This window comes from Aquamicrobium ahrensii (assembly GCF_040545755.1).
In the GTDB taxonomy this organism is placed as follows: Bacteria; Pseudomonadota; Alphaproteobacteria; order Rhizobiales; family Rhizobiaceae; genus Mesorhizobium; species Mesorhizobium ahrensii.
This window is the reverse complement of the sequence record NZ_JBEPMN010000006.1, coordinates 1-16,814: the sequence shown is the minus strand read 5'-3', so window position 1 is coordinate 16,814 and position 16,814 is coordinate 1. Positions and strand designations below refer to the sequence as shown.

Below are 16,814 nucleotides of genomic sequence, written 5' to 3'. Positions count from 1 at the left end.
GAGGGCGCCATGACCGACACAAGCACTGTCACGGACACCGTCGCCGGCATCGGCGCCGATCCTTCGTTCAAGGCCCGTTTCGCCGAATTCTGGTTCTACTTTTCCGAAAATCGCGGCGCCGTCATCGGCCTGTGGGTGTTCATCGCGCTGGTGATCGTGGCCCTTCTGGCGCCGTGGATCGCACCATATGCGCCCGCCGCCCAGTTCCGCGACGCGGTGCTGGTGCCGCCCGTATGGGAGGAAGGCGGAAGATCGGCCTTCCTGCTCGGCACCGATCCCGTGGGGCGCGACATCCTTTCACGCCTCATCCACGGCACGCGCTATTCCCTGTTCATCGGCACCATCGTCACCGCGCTGGCGCTGGTCGGTGGCATCATCGTCGGCGTCATCGCCGGTTATTTCCGTGGCTGGGTCGACACCGTGATCATGCGTGTCATGGATATCATCCTGGCCTTCCCGTCGCTGCTGCTGGCGCTGGTGCTGGTGGCGGTTCTGGGGCCGGGCCTCACCAACGCCATGATCGCCATCGCGCTGGTGCTGCAACCGCATTTCGTGCGCCTGACCCGCGCGGCGGTGATGGCCGAAAAGAGCCGCGACTATGTCGTCGCAGCAAAGGTCGCGGGCGCGGGGCATCTGCGGCTGATGTTCAGGACCATTTTGCCGAACTGCCTTGCCCCGCTCATCGTGCAGGGCACGCTTTCCTTCTCCAACGCCATCCTCGACGCGGCGGCCCTGGGCTTCCTCGGCATGGGCGCGCAGCCGCCCACGCCGGAGTGGGGAACCATGCTGGCCGAAGCGCGCGAGTTCATCCTGCGCGCCTGGTGGGTCGTCACCTTCCCCGGCCTCGCCATCCTCATCACCGTGCTCGCAATCAATCTGGTCGGCGACGGCCTGCGCGATGCGCTCGATCCCAGGCTCAAGAGGTCGTGATGCCGCTTCTAGAGATCAAGAACCTCACCGTCTCATTCGACACCTCCACTGGTCCGTTCGTGGCCGTGCAGGGAATCGACCTGTCGGTCGAGCCCGGCGAAGTTCTGGCCATCGTCGGCGAATCGGGCTCCGGCAAGTCGGTGGCCATGCTGGCTGTGATGGGCCTTCTGCCGAAATCCGCCACGGTCAGGGCCGACCGCATGGCGTTCAACGGCATCGACCTCCTCGGCCTCGACACGGCCGAGCGCCGCAGGATCGTTGGCAAGGACATCTCGATGATCTTCCAGGAGCCGGTCGCCAGCCTCAATCCGTGCTTCACGGTCGGCTTCCAGATCGAGGAGGTGCTGCGCTTCCATATGGGCATGGGCAGGGCGGAACGTCGTGCCCGCGCCATCGAGCTGTTCAAACTGGTCGGCATTCCGGAGCCTGAGCAGCGGCTCGGCTCCTATCCGCACCAGATGTCGGGCGGGCAGTGCCAGCGCGTGATGATCGCCATGGCCATCGCCTGCAACCCGAAGCTGCTGATCGCCGACGAGCCGACGACCGCGCTCGACGTCACCATCCAGAAGCAGATTCTGGATCTGCTGATGGAACTCCAGGCCGAGCACGGCATGGGGCTGATCATGATCACCCACAATATGGGGGTGGTGGCGGAGACGGCCGACCGGGTCATCGTTCAGTATCGTGGGCGCAAGATGGAGGAGGCCGACGTGCTTTCCCTGTTCGAGAACCCGAAAAGCAACTACACGCGCGCCCTGCTCGCCGCCCTGCCCGACAACGCGGTCGGCGACAGGTTGCCGACCATTTCCGACATGATGTTCGAACCCGCCCCCGGAGCCGCACCATGAGCACAGACACCAAGGGCGTCGTTATCGTCGAAGGCAAGGACATCCGGCGCGACTATCATGTGGGCGGCGGCCTGTTCACCCCGGCCCGCACCGTGCATGCGGTCAAGGGCGTGTCGTTCAGCGTCGAGAAGGGCAAGACTCTGGCCATCGTCGGCGAGAGCGGCTGCGGCAAGTCCACGCTGGCGCGCATCATCACGCTGATCGATCCGGCGACCGCCGGCGACCTGCTCATCGAGGGCCACAAGATCGACATCGCCAGCGCGCCGCTGACTCCCGAGATGCGCCGCAAGGTGCAGATCGTGTTCCAGAACCCGTATGGCTCGCTCAATCCGCGCCAGAAGATCGGCGACATATTGTGCGAACCGCTGGTCATCAACACCGGCGTAAAGGCGGACGAACGACGCGACCGCGCCATGACCATGCTCAGGAAGGTCGGCCTCGGAACCGAGCACTACAACCGCTATCCGCATATGTTCTCCGGCGGCCAGCGCCAGCGTATCGCCATCGCGCGCGCGCTGATGCTCAATCCGTCGCTGCTGGTGCTCGACGAGCCGGTGTCGGCGCTGGACCTGTCGGTGCAGGCGCAGGTGCTGAACCTGCTCGCCGACCTGCAGGACGAGTTCGGCCTAACCTATATCTTTATCAGCCACGATCTTTCAGTGGTGCGCTACATCGCCGACGACGTGATGGTGATGTATTTCGGCGAGGCGGTGGAATACGGATCGCGCGACGAGGTCTTTTCCGATCCGCAGCACAGCTACACCCGCACGCTGTTCGCCGCGACGCCGCGCGCCGACGTGGAAAGCATCAAGGCGAGGCTGGCGCGCAGGAGCGCCGCCTGAGCGATGAAATCCGGTCGCGCGGCCCTCCGGCTGCCGCCCCGGCGCGGGCGAATTGCCACATTTATGCAACGCCATGCGCCGCGCGAGGCCGGCGGCAAGCATACGGCCTCGACTTGGACGCCCTGTTTTCATAATTTGTGCCGCATCCATCCTCGGGCGGCACGCATGAAAAAACTGATATCCGTAGCTATCGCCCTGCTGGCGGCCGCCATCGTCCTGCCTGCGCAGGCCGCCACAGTGGTGCCTTCCGGCAATCGCTCGGTCGAGCAGCCGCCCATTCCGGGCGCATCGAGCCGGCGCACGCAGGCGACGAGCACCACCTTCCAGGCCAAGTACCGCAAGATCTACGCGCTGCTGAAGAACGACGCCGCATTGCGCGGCAAGATCAAACAGGTTTCGGCGGCCTATGGCATCGATCCGATCCACATGGTCGGCGCCATCGTTGGCGAACACACCTATAATGTCGACGCCTATGACCGGCTCCAGACCTATTACGTCAAGGCGGTCTCCTACCTCTCCAATCGGCTGACCTTCTCCTACAAGGGCGAGGATGTATCCGATTTCGTGCAGCGGCCCGAGTTCGACGCCTGCGAGGGCAAGGCCGGCAGCTATTCGCTGTGGCAATGCCGCGAGCAGGTGTGGAACAGATCGTTCCGCGGCAAGACGGTGGGCGGCTCCAGCTTCCCGAACGACCGGTTCGGCGCGACCTTCTTCCAGCCGCTCTATGCCGGGCAGACCTTCGGTCTCGGCCAGCTCAACCCGCTGACCGCCCTCCAGATGAGCGACATGGTGCACAAGGTCTCGGGCCTGCCGAAGCTCGACGTGCGCGATCCCAACCACGTCTACAAGACCATCATGGATCCGGACCTGACCCTGCCCTATGTGGCGGCGACGATCCGCAACTCCATCGACGCCTACCAGAAGATCGCCGGCTTCGACATTTCCGGCAATCCGGGCGTCACCTCCACGCTTTACAATATCGGAAATCCCGAAACGCGGGCACAGGCGCTCAGGAATGAGAACGGGAACCGCGCCGCCGCCGGCCAGCCGCCAAAACTGCCGCAGGAAAACTATTATGGCTGGCTGGTGAACGACAAGCTGGACGAGCTGAAGGCGCTGTTCTGAGAAAGCTTTCTCAAAAATAATGAAGGCCGGCGCGGCTTCCCGCCCCGGCCTTTCTTTTTCAAGGGCGCTCCGCCCGCTTATTCAGCCGGCGCGAGATGGCCGTCGCTCGCCTCGACAATCTCGCCGCGATCATAGGCGGCCTGATCGAGGATGCCCTGACGCCTGGCGACGATGGTCGGCACCAGCGCCTGACCGGCGACGTTCACCGCCGTACGGCCCATGTCGAGGATCGGATCGACCGCCAGCAGCAGGCCGACGCCCTCCAGCGGCAGGCCGAGAGTCGACAGCGTCAGGGTCAGCATGACGGTCGCGCCGGTGAGGCCGGCGGTGGCGGCGGAGCCGATGACCGACACGAAGGCGATCAGCAGATAATCCTGCACGCCAAGATCGACGCCGAAGAACTGGGCGACGAAGATGGCCGAGATCGCCGGGTAGATCGAGGCGCAGCCATCCATCTTGGTGGTGGCGCCGAGCGGCACGGCGAAGGCCGCATATTCGCGCGGCACGCCGAGGTTGTTCTCCGTCACCTGCTCGGTCAGCGGCAATGTGCCGATGGACGAGCGCGAGACGAAGGCGAGCTGGATCGCCGGCCATGCGCCCTGGAAGAAGCGCAACGGGTTCAGCCCGTTGGCGCCGAGCAGCACCGGGTAGACCACGAACAGCACCAGCGCCAGGCCGATATAGATGGCCGCCGAATACCAGCCCAGTTGCGCCAGCGCATCCCAGCCATAGACGGCGACGGCGTTGCCGAGCAGGCCGATGGTGCCGATGGGAGTGAGGCGAATGACCCACCACAGGAGCTTGTGCACGACCTTCAGGAACGAGCGGTTGAAGGCGAGGAACGGATCGGCGGCCGGGCCGACGCGAAGGGCCGCCACGCCAACGGCGATCGAGATCACCAGCACCTGCAGCACGTTGAAGCTGAGGCTGGTCGAGGCGCTTCCATCGGTGACCCTGGTCGACGCCGAGAGGCCGAGGATATTCGACGGAATGAGACCTTTCAGAAAATCGAGCCAGCTGCCGGTGGTGGAGGGTGCGCGCGCCGCGCTTTCCGTCACCGCCGTGTGCAGGCCGGGCTGAAGGATAAGCCCCAGCGCGATGCCGATAACCACGGCGATCAGCGCGGTGATGGCGAACCAGATCAGCGTCTGCCACACCAGCCGGGCCGCGTTGTTCAGTTCGCGCAGATTGGCGATCGAGGCGACGATGGCCGTGAAGACGAGCACCGGAACCAGCGCCCTGAGCAGCGAGACGAAGGACGAGCCGATGGTCGACAGCGTCACCGTCAGCCAGTTGGCGACGCCGGCGTCGTCCGGGCCCATCTGACGCGCGACATAGCCGAGCGCAAGGCCGACCACCATGGCGACGAGAACCTGGAAGCCGAAGGAAGCGTAAAGCGGTTTTTGCTCGCGCGCGGAGCGCGGAACCGAGGAGATAGGGGATGACATGTCCGGACCTTCTTTCAGGCGCGCCACTGCCTTCCCGGCGCGCCGCTACGAGATTGACCGGAATTTACAACGCGCCGAGACAGGCTTCGCCGGATGAGTTTTTGGCGTTTTCAGGGAAACGGGAAATTATTTCTCGCGGAAAGGAGGCATATGAAATTCAATTCTCACTGATTGAGCTTCCCGCCTGAAATCGGGCGACCCGCAGACAGGCCGCCCGCAAAAGATTTCATGTGCCGGCGGAGAACGCCGCGATGGCCGCCATGTTGACGATGTCGCTGTCCTTGGCGTTCAGCGACACGATCTGCACCGGCTTGTTGAGGCCGACGAGCAGCGGGCCGATGACGGTGGAGCCGCCCAGTTCCTGCAGCATCTTGGTGGCGATGGAGGCCGAGTGGAAGGCCGGCATGACCAGCACATTTGCCGGGCCGTTCAGGCGCATGAACGGATATTGCTGCATGGCGGCAGGGTTGAGCGCCACGTCGGCGGCCATCTCGCCGTCATATTCGAAATCGACGCGACGCTTGTCGAGGATCTTCACCGCCTCCTGGATGCGCTCCGACCGCTCGCCCTGCGGATGGCCGAAGGTGGAATAGGCCAGCATGGCCACGCGCGGCTCATAGCCCATACGCCGCGCGAAGCTGGCCGCTTCCTCGGCGATGTCGGCGATCTGCTCGGCGTTCGGCATGTCATGCACGGCGGTGTCGGCGACGATCACCGTGCGGCCCCGCGCCAGCACGATGGAGGCCCCGATGACGCAATGGCCGGGCTTGGCGTCGATGACCCGGCGCACGTCCTCCAGCGCCGTCGAATAGTTGCGGGTGACGCCGGTGACGATGCCGTCGGCGTCGCCCAGCGCCACCATGCAGGCGGCGAAGTGGTTGCGGTCGTTGTTGATCAGGCGCTGGCAATCGCGGAACAGGTAGCCCTTGCGCTGCATGCGCTCGTAGAGATAGTCGGCATAGACCGCATTGCGGCGCGAGAGGCGCGCGTTGATGATCTCGATACCGGGCTTGTTGAGATCGATGCCGGCGTGGCGGGCGTTTTCCCTGATCACGTCGTCGCGTCCGAGCAGGATGGCGGTGCCCAGCTCCTGATTGACGTAGGAGACGGCGGCGCGCATGACCTGCTCCTCCTCGCCCTCCGCGAAGACGATGCGCTTGGGCTGGCGGCGAACGCGGTCGTAGATGCGCTGGAGGGTGGAAGCGATCGGATCACGGCGGGCAGAAAGCTCCTGCGCATAGCGCTCCAGATTGACGATCGGCCGGCGCGCCACGCCGGTTTCCATCGCAGCCCTCGCCACCGCCAGCGGAATGGCGGAGATCAGGCGCGGATCGAACGGCACGGGGATGATGTAGTTCGGGCCGAATTTCGGCCGGTTGCCCTGATAGGCTGCGGCCACGTCGTCGGGCACGTCCTTGCGCGCCAGTTCGGCCAGCGCATGGGCGGCGGCGATCTTCATCTCCTCGTTAATCGTCGTGGCCTGCACATCCAGCGCGCCACGGAAGATGTAAGGGAAGCCCAGCACGTTGTTGACCTGGTTCGGGAAGTCCGAACGGCCGGTCGCCATGATGGCGTCGGTACGGATCTCGGCCACCTCCTGCGGAGTGATTTCCGGGTCGGGATTGGCCATGGCGAAGATGATCGGATTCCGGGCCATGGACTGCACCATGGCGGGCGTCAGCGCGCCCTTGGCGGAAAGGCCGAAAAACACGTCCGCGCCATCCATGGCCTCGGCCAGCGTGCGCGCGTCGGTGTTCACGGCATGGGCCGATTTCCACTGGTTCATGCCTTCCTGCCGGCCCTGCCAGACGACGCCCTTTGTGTCGCACAGGGTGACGTTCTCCGGCGCGAAGCCCATCGCCTTGATCAGTTCGATGCAGGCGATGCCGGCCGAGCCCGCGCCGTTGCAGACCAGCTTCGTCGTCTTCATGTCGCGCCCGGTGATTTCCAGCGCGTTGATGAGGCCGGCGGCGGAGATGATGGCGGTGCCGTGCTGGTCGTCATGGAAGACCGGAATGTCCATCAGTTCGCGCAGGCGCTGCTCGATGATGAAGCATTCCGGCGCCTTGATGTCCTCCAGATTGATGCCGCCGAACGAGGGGCCGAGGAATTTCACGCAGTTGATGAATTCGTTCGCATCCTCGGTATCGACCTCAAGATCGATGGAATCGACGTCGGCGAAGCGCTTGAACAGGACCGCCTTGCCTTCCATCACCGGCTTGGAGGCCAGAGCGCCGAGATTGCCGAGGCCCAGAATGGCGGTGCCGTTGGAAATCACAGCCACCATGTTGCCACGGCTGGTGTAGTCGAAGGCGCGGCTGGGGTCTTCGGCGATCGCCTTGACCGGAGCGGCGACGCCCGGCGAATAGGCGAGCGAAAGGTCGCGCTGCGTGGCCATCGGCTTGGTCGGCACGATTTCCAGCTTGCCGGGACGGCCGCGGGCGTGGAACTCCAGCGCCTCCTCGGGGCTGACTGAGGGGCTCGCGTTCTCGATCTTGCTGGGCATATGCTAAAGGTTTCCTCACCGGCGCCGCAGTGTTTCCACCGCGGCTTGTTTTTGTGGAGTTTGCGCAATTAAGGCTACACTTCCCCGCCGTAAAGCGCCAAGCCACTGGATATAGAAATTTTGGAAACAGTTTCTTGAACCACGAGACACAAGTGCGTCCTGAAAGCGTGACTGAAACACCCCAGGCGGCGGCCGCCGCCACGCCCATGATGGAACAATATCTCGAGATCAAGGCGGCGAATCCCGATTCGCTGCTGTTTTATCGCATGGGCGATTTCTACGAGCTGTTCTTCGACGACGCCGAAAAGGCCGCGCACGCGCTCGGCATCGTGCTCACGAAGCGCGGCAAGCATCAGGGACAGGACATCCCGATGTGCGGCGTGCCGGTCCATGCGGCCGACGACTATCTGCAAAAGCTGATCGCTTCAGGATTCCGCGTCGCCGTGTGCGAGCAGATCGAGGATCCCGCCGAAGCCAGGAAGCGCGGCTCCAAGGCCGTGGTGCGGCGCGACGTGATCCGGCTGGTCACGCCCGGCACCATCACCGAGGACAAGCTGCTGGCCCCGGCGGAATCCAGCTTCCTGATGGCGCTGGGCCGGGTGAAGGGAGCCGCCGACCAGGCCTGCGCGCTCGCCTGGATCGACATCTCGACCGGCGCGTTCCGGGTTGCCGAAACCACGCAGGACCGCCTGCTCGCCGACATATTGCGCGTCGATCCGCGCGAACTGATCGTGGCCGAGCCGGTTTTTTACGATCCCGCGCTGAAACCGGCCTTCGACGTGCTCGGACGGGTGGCCAATCCGCAGCCCTCCAGCCTGTTCGATTCCACTTCCGCGCCGGCACGCATCGCCCGCTTCTTCGAGGTGGCGACGCCGGACAGTTTCGGCGCGTTCGGCCGCGCCGAGTTGTCGGCCATCTCCGGCATCATCGCCTATGTGGAGAAGACGCAGAAGGCGGAGCGGCCGCCGCTGTCGCGACCCGAACGCGAGGAAAGCGGCGCCACGCTGTTCATCGATCCGGCGACGCGCGCCAATCTGGAGCTGCTGCGCACGCTTTCCGGCAGCCGCGAGGGGTCGCTGTTCAAGGCCATAGACCGCACGGTGACTGGCGGCGGCGCGCGCCTGCTGGCCGAGCGGCTGACCTCGCCGCTGACCGATCCGGCCGCAATCGCCGCGCGTCTCGACGCAGTCTCCTTCTTCCGGACGGAGCCGCGCCTTGGCGAAACGGTGCGGGCAGCGCTGAAAGGCGTGGCCGACATGCCGCGCGCCCTGTCCAGACTGGCGCTCAACCGAGGCGGCCCGCGCGATCTCGGCGCGCTACGCTCAGGGCTTTCGGCGGCCTCAGCCATTGCCGGCATCTTCGCCGGCGCCGAACCTCCGGCCGAAATCAGGCAGGCGCTGGAGGCCATCGCATCCCTGCCGTCAGGACTGGCGCAGCATCTGCAACTGGCGCTGGGCGAAGACCTGCCCCTGATCAGGCGCGACGGCGGCTTCGTGCGCGCCGGCTACGACGCCGAGCTCGACGAGATGCGGGCGCTGCGCGACGAATCGCGCCGCGTCATCGCCGCCATGGAACGCGATCTGGCTGAGGAAACCGGCATCCGCGCGCTCAAGATCCGGCACAACAACGTGCTCGGCTATTACATAGAGGTGACGGCCAACCATCAGGCGGTCATGACCGGCACGGACGAGGCCAAGGCCCGCTTCATCCACCGCCAGACCATGGCCAACGCCATGCGTTTCACCACGACCGAGCTGGCCGGGCTGGAAAGCCGGATCGCCAATGCGGCCGCGCGCGCACTCACCATCGAGCTCGCCGTATTCGACAGGCTGCTGAAGGAGGCGGTGGCCGAGGCGGAAGCGATCCGCGCCGGGGCCGGCGCGCTCGCCGTGCTGGACCTGTCGGCGGCGCTGGCGCTGCTGGCCGAGCGTGAAGACTGGCGCCGGCCGCAGGTCGATTCCAGCCTTGCCTTCGAGATCGAGGGCGGCCGCCATCCGGTCGTCGAACAGGCGCTGCGCCGGGCGGGCGAAGGTCCGTTCGTCGCCAATGATTGCGACCTGTCGCCGGAGGGCGATGGCAGGAACGGGGCGATCTGGTTGCTCACCGGCCCCAATATGGGCGGTAAATCGACCTTCCTGCGGCAGAACGCGCTGATCGCCATTCTTGCCCAGACCGGCTCCTTCGTACCGGCGACGAAAGCCCATATCGGCGTGGTCGACCGACTGTTTTCCCGTGTCGGCGCATCCGACGATCTGGCGCGGGGCCGCTCGACCTTCATGGTCGAGATGGTCGAGACGGCGGCGATCCTCAATCAGGCCGGCGAGCGCTCACTGGTCATCCTCGACGAGATCGGGCGCGGCACCGCCACTTTCGACGGGCTCTCCATCGCCTGGGCGGCAGTGGAATATCTGCATGAGCAGAACCGCTGCCGGGCGGTGTTCGCCACCCATTTCCACGAGATGACGGCGCTTGCGGAAAAGCTTGCCCGCCTTCACAACGTCACCATGCGGGTCAAGGAATGGGAGGGCGACGTCGTCTTCCTGCACGAGGTCGGCAAGGGCGCCGCCGACCGCAGCTATGGCGTGCAGGTGGCGCGCCTGGCCGGCCTGCCGGAAGCCGTGGTGGCGCGCGCCAGAGAGGTGCTGCACCAGCTTGAGGCAGGCGAGGTTTCCGGCAAGGCGGAGCGGCTGATCGACGACCTGCCTCTGTTCTCGGCGGCGATGAAGCGCGAGCCGCCCAAACCCGCCCCGCGTTCCGACGCGCTTTCAGAGGCGCTGGCCGGCATCCATCCCGACGAGATGACGCCGCGCGAGGCGCTGGAAGCCCTCTACCGGATGAAGGGATTGGCGACCGGTTGAAATCGGGCTGGCTTGCGGCCACGAGGCTCACGGCCTATCTGCGGGTGAACGACAAAGCAAGGCGGCCAGGCCGATGACCATTTCAAACGAAGACGAGTTCGACGCGCTCAGGGAGATCGGGCGCATCGTGGCCGACACGCTCAGGGCCATGGGGGCGGCTGTGGAACCCGGAATCACCACCGCCGAACTGGATGAACTCGGCCGCAAGCTTCTGGAGCAGGCTGGCGCGCGCTCCGGCCCCGAGGTCACCTATGGCTTTCCCGGCGCGACCGGCATCAGCGTCAACGAGGAGATCGCCCACGGGATTCCCGGCAATCGCCGGATCGAGAGGGGCGATCTGGTCAATATCGACGTGTCGGCGGAAAAGAACGGCTTCTTCGCCGACACCGGCGCGTCGTTCATCGTGCCGCCCGTTTCGCGCAGCGTCGAACGTCTCTGTCGCGATGGAAAGCGCGCCATGTGGACGGGCATCGCGCAGGTGGGCGCGGACAAACCGCTGGCCGGCATCGGCAAGGCGATCGGCGCCTTCGCCGAAAAGAACCGATACACGCTGGTGCGCAACCTCGCCAGCCACGGCGTCGGCCGCTCCCTGCATGAGGAACCGTCGTCCATTTCCACATGGCCGGACCGTTCAGAGCGCCGGATCATGAATGACGGTCTCGTCTTCACAGTCGAGCCGTTTTTATCTTTGGGTGCCGAATGGGCCGAGAATGGCGAGGACGACGACTGGACACTCTACAGCGAACCGCGCGCGCCGACCGTGCAATATGAGCACACCGTCGTCGCCACGCGCAGCGGTCCGGTCGTGGTGACGCTGCCCGGCTGATCCGATACGCGGCCTGGAGAGACGGGCGTTCTGACGAACCCACCCGCGCTGCTCCAGCTTCTTTCCCTGGCCGCATTTGTGCATCGTCAGACGATTCCGTCTGACTGCAAAATGCTCTATCTCTTTATTATTTTAGACGCATTTCCGGACGCAAAACCGTTTCACACTTTTGCTGGAAATGCTCTATCCGGCGATACCGGCGTCAGTCCCCGCCAGCGCCAGCAGCGAATCGACGAGGAGCTGACGCTCTTCGTCTTCCAGCGTGTGGAACTCGAAAAGCGTCATGCTGCGCAGCCCTTCAATCGCCAGATAGGTCACCAGCAGGGCTTTCAAATCGGGAGTTTTGGCCTTCAGCCGCTCGAAAAGCTGACGCTTGAACGTTTTGATTGGCGTCAGGAATTCGGGATCTTCAGCGATAGCCGAGAAAATCCAGGAGGCTGACGCCTCAGTCTCCTGACATTCCTCGACCGACAGGCGGATATAGGCGGACAGCAGGTTTTTGCGCCCGTCGGCGGAATGGATGTCTTCCAGCGCGCTGGCGAAGTCCTGCAGATGCTGCTCCACCAAGGCCTGCATGAGCTTCGCCTTGCTCGGGAAATTGTAAAGCAGACCGCCTTTCGATATACCTGCACGGCTGGCGACAGCGTCGAGCGAAAGATTGCCGGGGCCGGCTTCTCGCGCTACATCGGCTGCCGCCGCGAGGATTTTATCGCGTGAATTGGACTTTCTGGGTTTCATGAGAGCTCCCATACGAAGCTTAAACCCAATTGACAATACCGTCCAGACGGTACAGTAGAGAGCCCGAATTTACGCAAGCCGTCCGAATCTGAATTCAGAACAGACGACCGAGAGGGACTACCTTGATCAAGCGCTTCATCATCGCATTCATCCTGCTTGTGATTGTTTGCGGGGGCATCGTCGGATTCAACCTGTTCCGCGACAAGGCGATCGAGGACTTCTTCGCCAATATGCCGGTCAATCCGCTGACGGTGTCGACCGCGAAAGTCGAGCCGATAACCTGGAGGCCCAGCATCGAGGCCATTGGCACCGTCTCGGCCGCGAGCGGCGTCGACCTGACTGTCGAGACCACCGGCATCGTCAAGGAAATCCTGTTCAAGGCCAATGAAAAGGTCGAGCAGGGCCAGGAACTGGTGCGGCTGGACGACGCCGTGCAGAAGGCCGACCTCGAGGTGGGCAGGACACAGGAAGCGCTCGACAAGCAGGCGCTCGACCGCGCCGTCGCTCTGCAGAAGCGCGGCGTCGGCACCGACGCCACGCTCGATTCCGCCCGCGCCAGCTGGCAGACGTCGATCTCGCAGGTCGCCAAGCTGCAAGCCGTCCTCGATCAGAAGCTGCTGAAGGCGCCTTTCTCCGGAACCATCGGCATTCCACGCATCGAGGAAGGCCAGTATGTCGCCCCCGGCAACCCGGTCGCCACGCTGCAGGATCTCGATACGCTGCGCGCCGACTTCACCGTTGCGGAACAACGCTTCCCCGACCTGAAGATCGGCCAGGAGGTGCTGTTCGGCCTGACCGGCGACGACATGCCCTACAAGGGCGTCATCACCGGCATCGATCCCAAGATCGACCCGGCCAGCCGGCTGGTGTCGGTGCGCGCCGAAATCTCCAACGGGGACGGGCATCTGAGCCCCGGCCAGTTCGTGCAGGTGCGCGTCATCCTGCCGAGCGAGGACAACATCATCGCCGTGCCGCAGACCGCGCTGATCAGCAGTCTCTACGGCGACTATGTCTATGTCGTTCGGTCAGCCGACAAGGCCACGAACGAGCCAAAGACGGCCGAGACTGGCGAGGCGGTCGCGGCGGCTGGCGAGGAAAAGCCGGCCGAAGAGGCCGCGGCGGAAGCCGGGCCTTCGCTCGCCGTCACGCAGGTCTTCGTCGGCATCGGCCGGCGCTCCGATGGCCGGGTGGAAATCACGCGCGGCGTGGAGGCCGGCGACGAAGTCGTCACAGCCGGCCAGAACCGTCTCAACAATGGCTCACCGGTCGTAGTCGACAACACCATTGACCCGTCCAGGGCCGGACAGCCGCGGAGCAACGGCGAATGAACTTTTCTGCGCTCTTCATCCGACGTCCCGTCCTTTCGACCGTTGTCGCGCTGCTGATCCTGCTGCTCGGCTTCCAGGGCCTGTTCAATCTGTCGGTCCGTGAATATCCGAAAGTCGACGAAACCGTCATCACCGTCACCACGGTCTATGCGGGCGCGAACCCGGACCTGATCCAGGGTTTCATCACGGCCCCGATCGCCGAGGCCGTGGCGACCACGGAAAACATCGACTACGTCAGCTCGCAGAGCATGCCGTCGTCGTCGGTGGTGACCGTGCAGATGAAGCTCGGCTCCAACCCCGACACGGCGCTCACCGAGGTGATGTCCAAGGTGCAGGAGGTGCGCGGGCAACTGCCGAGCGGGGCCAAGGACCCGACCATCGTCAAGGGCACCGGCCAGCAGTTCGCCATCATGTATCTGGCCGTGCAGAACCCGCACATGAGCTCGGAGCAGCTCACCGAATATATTGAACGCGTGCTGCGGCCGCGCATGTCGACCATCGAGGGCGTTGCACAGGTTCAGGTTCTGGGCGCCGCGAACTATTCGATGCGTGTGTGGATCGACCCCATCCGCCTCGCCGCGCGCGGGCTGACCGCCGCCGATGTGGTGGGCGCGATCAACAGCTCGAACTTCCTGGCCGCGCCGGGCAAGACCGAAAACGAGTATGTGGCGCAGTCGATCACGCTGCGCTCCACCTTGCAGACGCCGGAATCCTTCGCGACCCTGCCGCTCAAATCCGACGACAAGAACGGCGTGGTGAGACTGGGCGACGTCGCGCGGGTCGAGCTGGCTGCCGAAAGCACCGACACGCGCGTGGTGTTCAACGGTCAGCCCGGCACCTTCATCGGCATCTTCCCGACGCCGTCGGCCAACCCGCTGGACACCGCCTCGGCGGTCGAGCGCGAACTGCCCGACATTCAGGCCAGCCTGCCGCAGGACATGAACATCACGCTGGTCTATGACGCGACCGACCAGATCAGCGCCTCGATCACGGAAGTCTTCAAGACCATCGGCGAAGCGGTGATCATCGTCATCCTCGTCATCCTGCTGTTCCTCGGCTCGCTGCGGTCGGTGGTGATGCCGGTCATCACCATCCCGCTGTCGCTGATCGGCGTCGGCTTCTTCCTTTTCCTGATGGGCTATTCGATCAACCTGCTCTCGTTGCTGGCCATGGTTCTGGCCATCGGCCTGGTGGTCGACGACGCCATCGTCGTGGTGGAGAACATCCACCGCCACATGGAGGAGGGGTTGAGTCCGATGGACGCAGCCTTCGTCGGCATGCGCGAAATCACCGGGCCGGTGGTGTCGATGACGATCACGCTGGCCGCCGTGTTCGCGCCGCTGGCCTTCACCGGCGGCCTGACAGGCGCGCTGTTCCGCGAGTTTGCGGTGACGCTTGCCGGGGCGGTGGTGATTTCGGGCGTTGTCGCGCTGACAGTCACGCCGATGATGTCGGCGCGCCTGCTCAAGTCCGGCAACCCCAGCCGTTTCGCAGCCTTCGTCGACCGCACCTTCGACCGTATCGCCAACCGCTACGAGCGGCTGGTTTCCGGCTCGCTGAACTATCGGCCGGTGACGCTGATGATCGTCATCGCGCTGGTGTCGGTCACGGGTTTCATGTTCTTCAAGACGTCCAGCGAGCTGGCGCCTGAAGAAGATGTGGGCGCGCTGTTCTCACTGGTGACCGGGCCGCGCTATGCGACTTCCGACTACACCAGCCTCTATCTGGATCAGGCGTATGAGTTGACCAAGGACCTGCCGGAATTGCGCGCGGCCTTCTCCGTGGTGGGCATCGGCGGCGGCACCAACAGCGGCTTCGCCATCTGGGCCTTCAAGGATTGGGCCGAACGCGCCCGTTCGCAAAAGGAGCTTCAGACCGATATTCAGGGTCGGCTCGGCAAGGTGGCGGGCGTCGAGGCTCTGGTCTTCGCGCCGCCCTCGCTGCCGGGCGCCGGCGGCGGCCTGCCGATCTCGATCGTCATCCAGTCGACGGGCGAAGCCAGCCAGGTGTACGAGGTGGCCGAGCAGATCAGGCGGGAAGCGCAGGCTTCGGGCCGGTTCATCATCGTCCAGAATTCGCTGTCCTTCGACGCGCCGCAGATCACCGTCACCATTGACCGGGACCGCGCCGCCGCGATGAACATCCCGATCAGCGAGATCGGCCAGACGCTCGGCCTGCTGGTCGGCGGCGCCGAGGTGGCGCAGTTCGACCGCGACTCCAATTCCTACGACATCATTCCGCAGGTGCCGCAGGAGTATCGCAACAATCCCGAACGTCTCGGCGATTTCTTCGTGCGCGCCTCCACTGGCGAGATGGTTCCGCTGTCGACCGTGGTGAAGATTTCCACCAACTCGTCGCCGGCTTCGATCGATCAGTTCAACCAGCTGAACTCGGCGACCATCGCGGCTCTTCCGGTGCCGGGCGTAACCACCGGCACGGGCGTGCAGACGATCGAGCAGATCGCCCAGGCGGCGCTGCCGAACGGCTTCTTCATCGACTATTCGGGCCAGTCCCGTCTCGAAAAGGAGCAGGGCAACACCATCATGATCGCCTTCGCGCTGGCCGTGGTCGTGATCTATCTGGTGCTGGCCGCCCAGTTCGAAAGCTTCCGGGATCCGCTCATCATCATGATGTCGGTGCCGCTGTCGATCTTCGGAGCCATCATACCGCTTAATCTGGGATTGGGCACGCTCAACATCTACACTCAGGTCGGCCTGATCACGCTGATCGGCCTGATCACCAAGCACGGCATCCTGCTGGTGGAGTTCGCAAACCAGCTGCGCGCCGAACAGGGACTGTCGCGGCGCGAGGGCATCGTGGCCTCGGCCAAGGTGCGCCTGCGTCCGATCCTGATGACCACGGCGGCGATGGCGCTGGGCGTGGTGCCGCTGATCACCGCCCAGGGCGCCGGCGCCGCGGCCCGTTACTCCATGGGTCTGGTGATCTTCTCCGGCATTCTCATCGGCACCATGTTCACGCTGTTCGTCGTGCCGATGTTCTACACCTTCCTGGCCAGCAGGGATCATGGCGACGCCTATGCCCATGACGCCCCGCAGCCGCAGACCGAGCCCGCCCCCTCCCACTGAGGCGCGGTTCGCACGAAAAAGAAACAGCCCGGCCCGGTCCGGGCTGTTTCTTTTGAAAGTCCCGCGTCCTTGTGGCGCAACGGCGGCGCGGCAGAAAAAGATGGCATATGGAGTGCCGCCGCCCTATTTTACAGGGTCAGACAGCAAGCAAGGCGCTGCAGCCAAAACAGCCAAGGAAATTTGAATGCCTCCCTATCGCTCTCGTACGACGACGCATGGCCGCAACATGGCCGGGGCCCGTGGTTTGTGGCGTGCGACGGGCATGAAGGACGGCGATTT

At 64.5% G+C, this 16,814-nt stretch carries 11 protein-coding genes; 8 read left to right on the top strand and 3 right to left on the bottom strand.

What is annotated here, in order from left to right; genetic code table 11:
• Positions 1–9 precede the first annotated feature (9 nt).
• The 4 genes from ABID44_RS09735 to ABID44_RS09720 all read left to right on the top strand — a co-directional run bounded on the left by ABID44_RS09735 (position 10) and on the right by ABID44_RS09720 (position 3,745).
• On the top strand, positions 10–930 hold the full coding sequence (locus ABID44_RS09735; RefSeq protein WP_354151516.1) for an ABC transporter permease subunit: 921 nt from the start codon (positions 10–12) through the stop codon (positions 928–930).
• Positions 930–1,778 (top strand): ABC transporter ATP-binding protein, encoded by an 849-nt coding sequence (locus ABID44_RS09730; RefSeq protein WP_354151515.1) that lies wholly within the window; start codon positions 930–932, stop codon positions 1,776–1,778. The genes ABID44_RS09735 and ABID44_RS09730 overlap by 1 nt, the downstream gene beginning before the upstream one ends.
• A complete protein-coding gene (locus ABID44_RS09725; protein WP_354151514.1) occupies positions 1,775–2,620 on the top strand; it encodes a dipeptide ABC transporter ATP-binding protein in 846 nt (281 codons plus the stop codon). The genes ABID44_RS09730 and ABID44_RS09725 overlap by 4 nt, the downstream gene beginning before the upstream one ends.
• Positions 2,621–2,785: 165 nt before the next feature.
• The gene (locus tag ABID44_RS09720; RefSeq protein WP_354151513.1) at positions 2,786–3,745 is read left to right on the top strand and encodes a DUF1402 family protein; all 960 of its coding nucleotides are present in this window, start codon (positions 2,786–2,788) and stop codon (positions 3,743–3,745) included.
• Between the two features lie 77 nt (positions 3,746–3,822).
• Here ABID44_RS09720 and ABID44_RS09715 read toward each other — a convergent pair whose 3' ends face one another.
• The gene (locus ABID44_RS09715; protein ID WP_354151512.1) at positions 3,823–5,193 is read right to left on the bottom strand and encodes a dicarboxylate/amino acid:cation symporter; all 1,371 of its coding nucleotides are present in this window, start codon (positions 5,191–5,193) and stop codon (positions 3,823–3,825) included.
• A gap of 226 nt (positions 5,194–5,419) precedes the next feature.
• Complete coding sequence (locus ABID44_RS09710; RefSeq protein ID WP_354151511.1) at positions 5,420–7,699, bottom strand: NADP-dependent malic enzyme; 2,280 nt, start codon at positions 7,697–7,699, stop codon at positions 5,420–5,422.
• Between the two features lie 206 nt (positions 7,700–7,905).
• On the opposite strand from ABID44_RS09710, the gene mutS reads away from it, so the two are divergent.
• Positions 7,906–10,557 carry a DNA mismatch repair protein MutS gene (mutS, locus tag ABID44_RS09705; RefSeq protein WP_354151673.1) on the top strand — a complete coding sequence of 884 codons (2,652 nt, stop codon included), beginning with the start codon at positions 7,906–7,908 and terminating at the stop codon, positions 10,555–10,557.
• Positions 10,558–10,630: 73 nt separating this feature from the next.
• Positions 10,631–11,383, top strand: a complete 753-nt coding sequence (map, locus tag ABID44_RS09700; protein WP_354151510.1) for a type I methionyl aminopeptidase — start codon at positions 10,631–10,633, stop codon at positions 11,381–11,383.
• 183 nt (positions 11,384–11,566) lie between these two features.
• Here map and ABID44_RS09695 read toward each other — a convergent pair whose 3' ends face one another.
• A complete protein-coding gene (locus ABID44_RS09695; protein WP_354151509.1) occupies positions 11,567–12,121 on the bottom strand; it encodes a TetR/AcrR family transcriptional regulator in 555 nt (184 codons plus the stop codon).
• Positions 12,122–12,243: 122 nt separating this feature from the next.
• Between ABID44_RS09695 and ABID44_RS09690 the strand changes: the two genes are divergently transcribed.
• Both ABID44_RS09690 and ABID44_RS09685 read left to right on the top strand, forming a co-directional pair.
• Complete coding sequence (locus ABID44_RS09690) at positions 12,244–13,449, top strand: efflux RND transporter periplasmic adaptor subunit (RefSeq protein ID WP_354151508.1); 1,206 nt, start codon at positions 12,244–12,246, stop codon at positions 13,447–13,449.
• Positions 13,446–16,535: an efflux RND transporter permease subunit gene (locus ABID44_RS09685; RefSeq protein WP_354151507.1), complete on the top strand. Its 3,090-nt coding sequence runs from the start codon at positions 13,446–13,448 to the stop codon at positions 16,533–16,535. The genes ABID44_RS09690 and ABID44_RS09685 overlap by 4 nt, the downstream gene beginning before the upstream one ends.
• Positions 16,536–16,814: the final 279 nt, after the last annotated feature.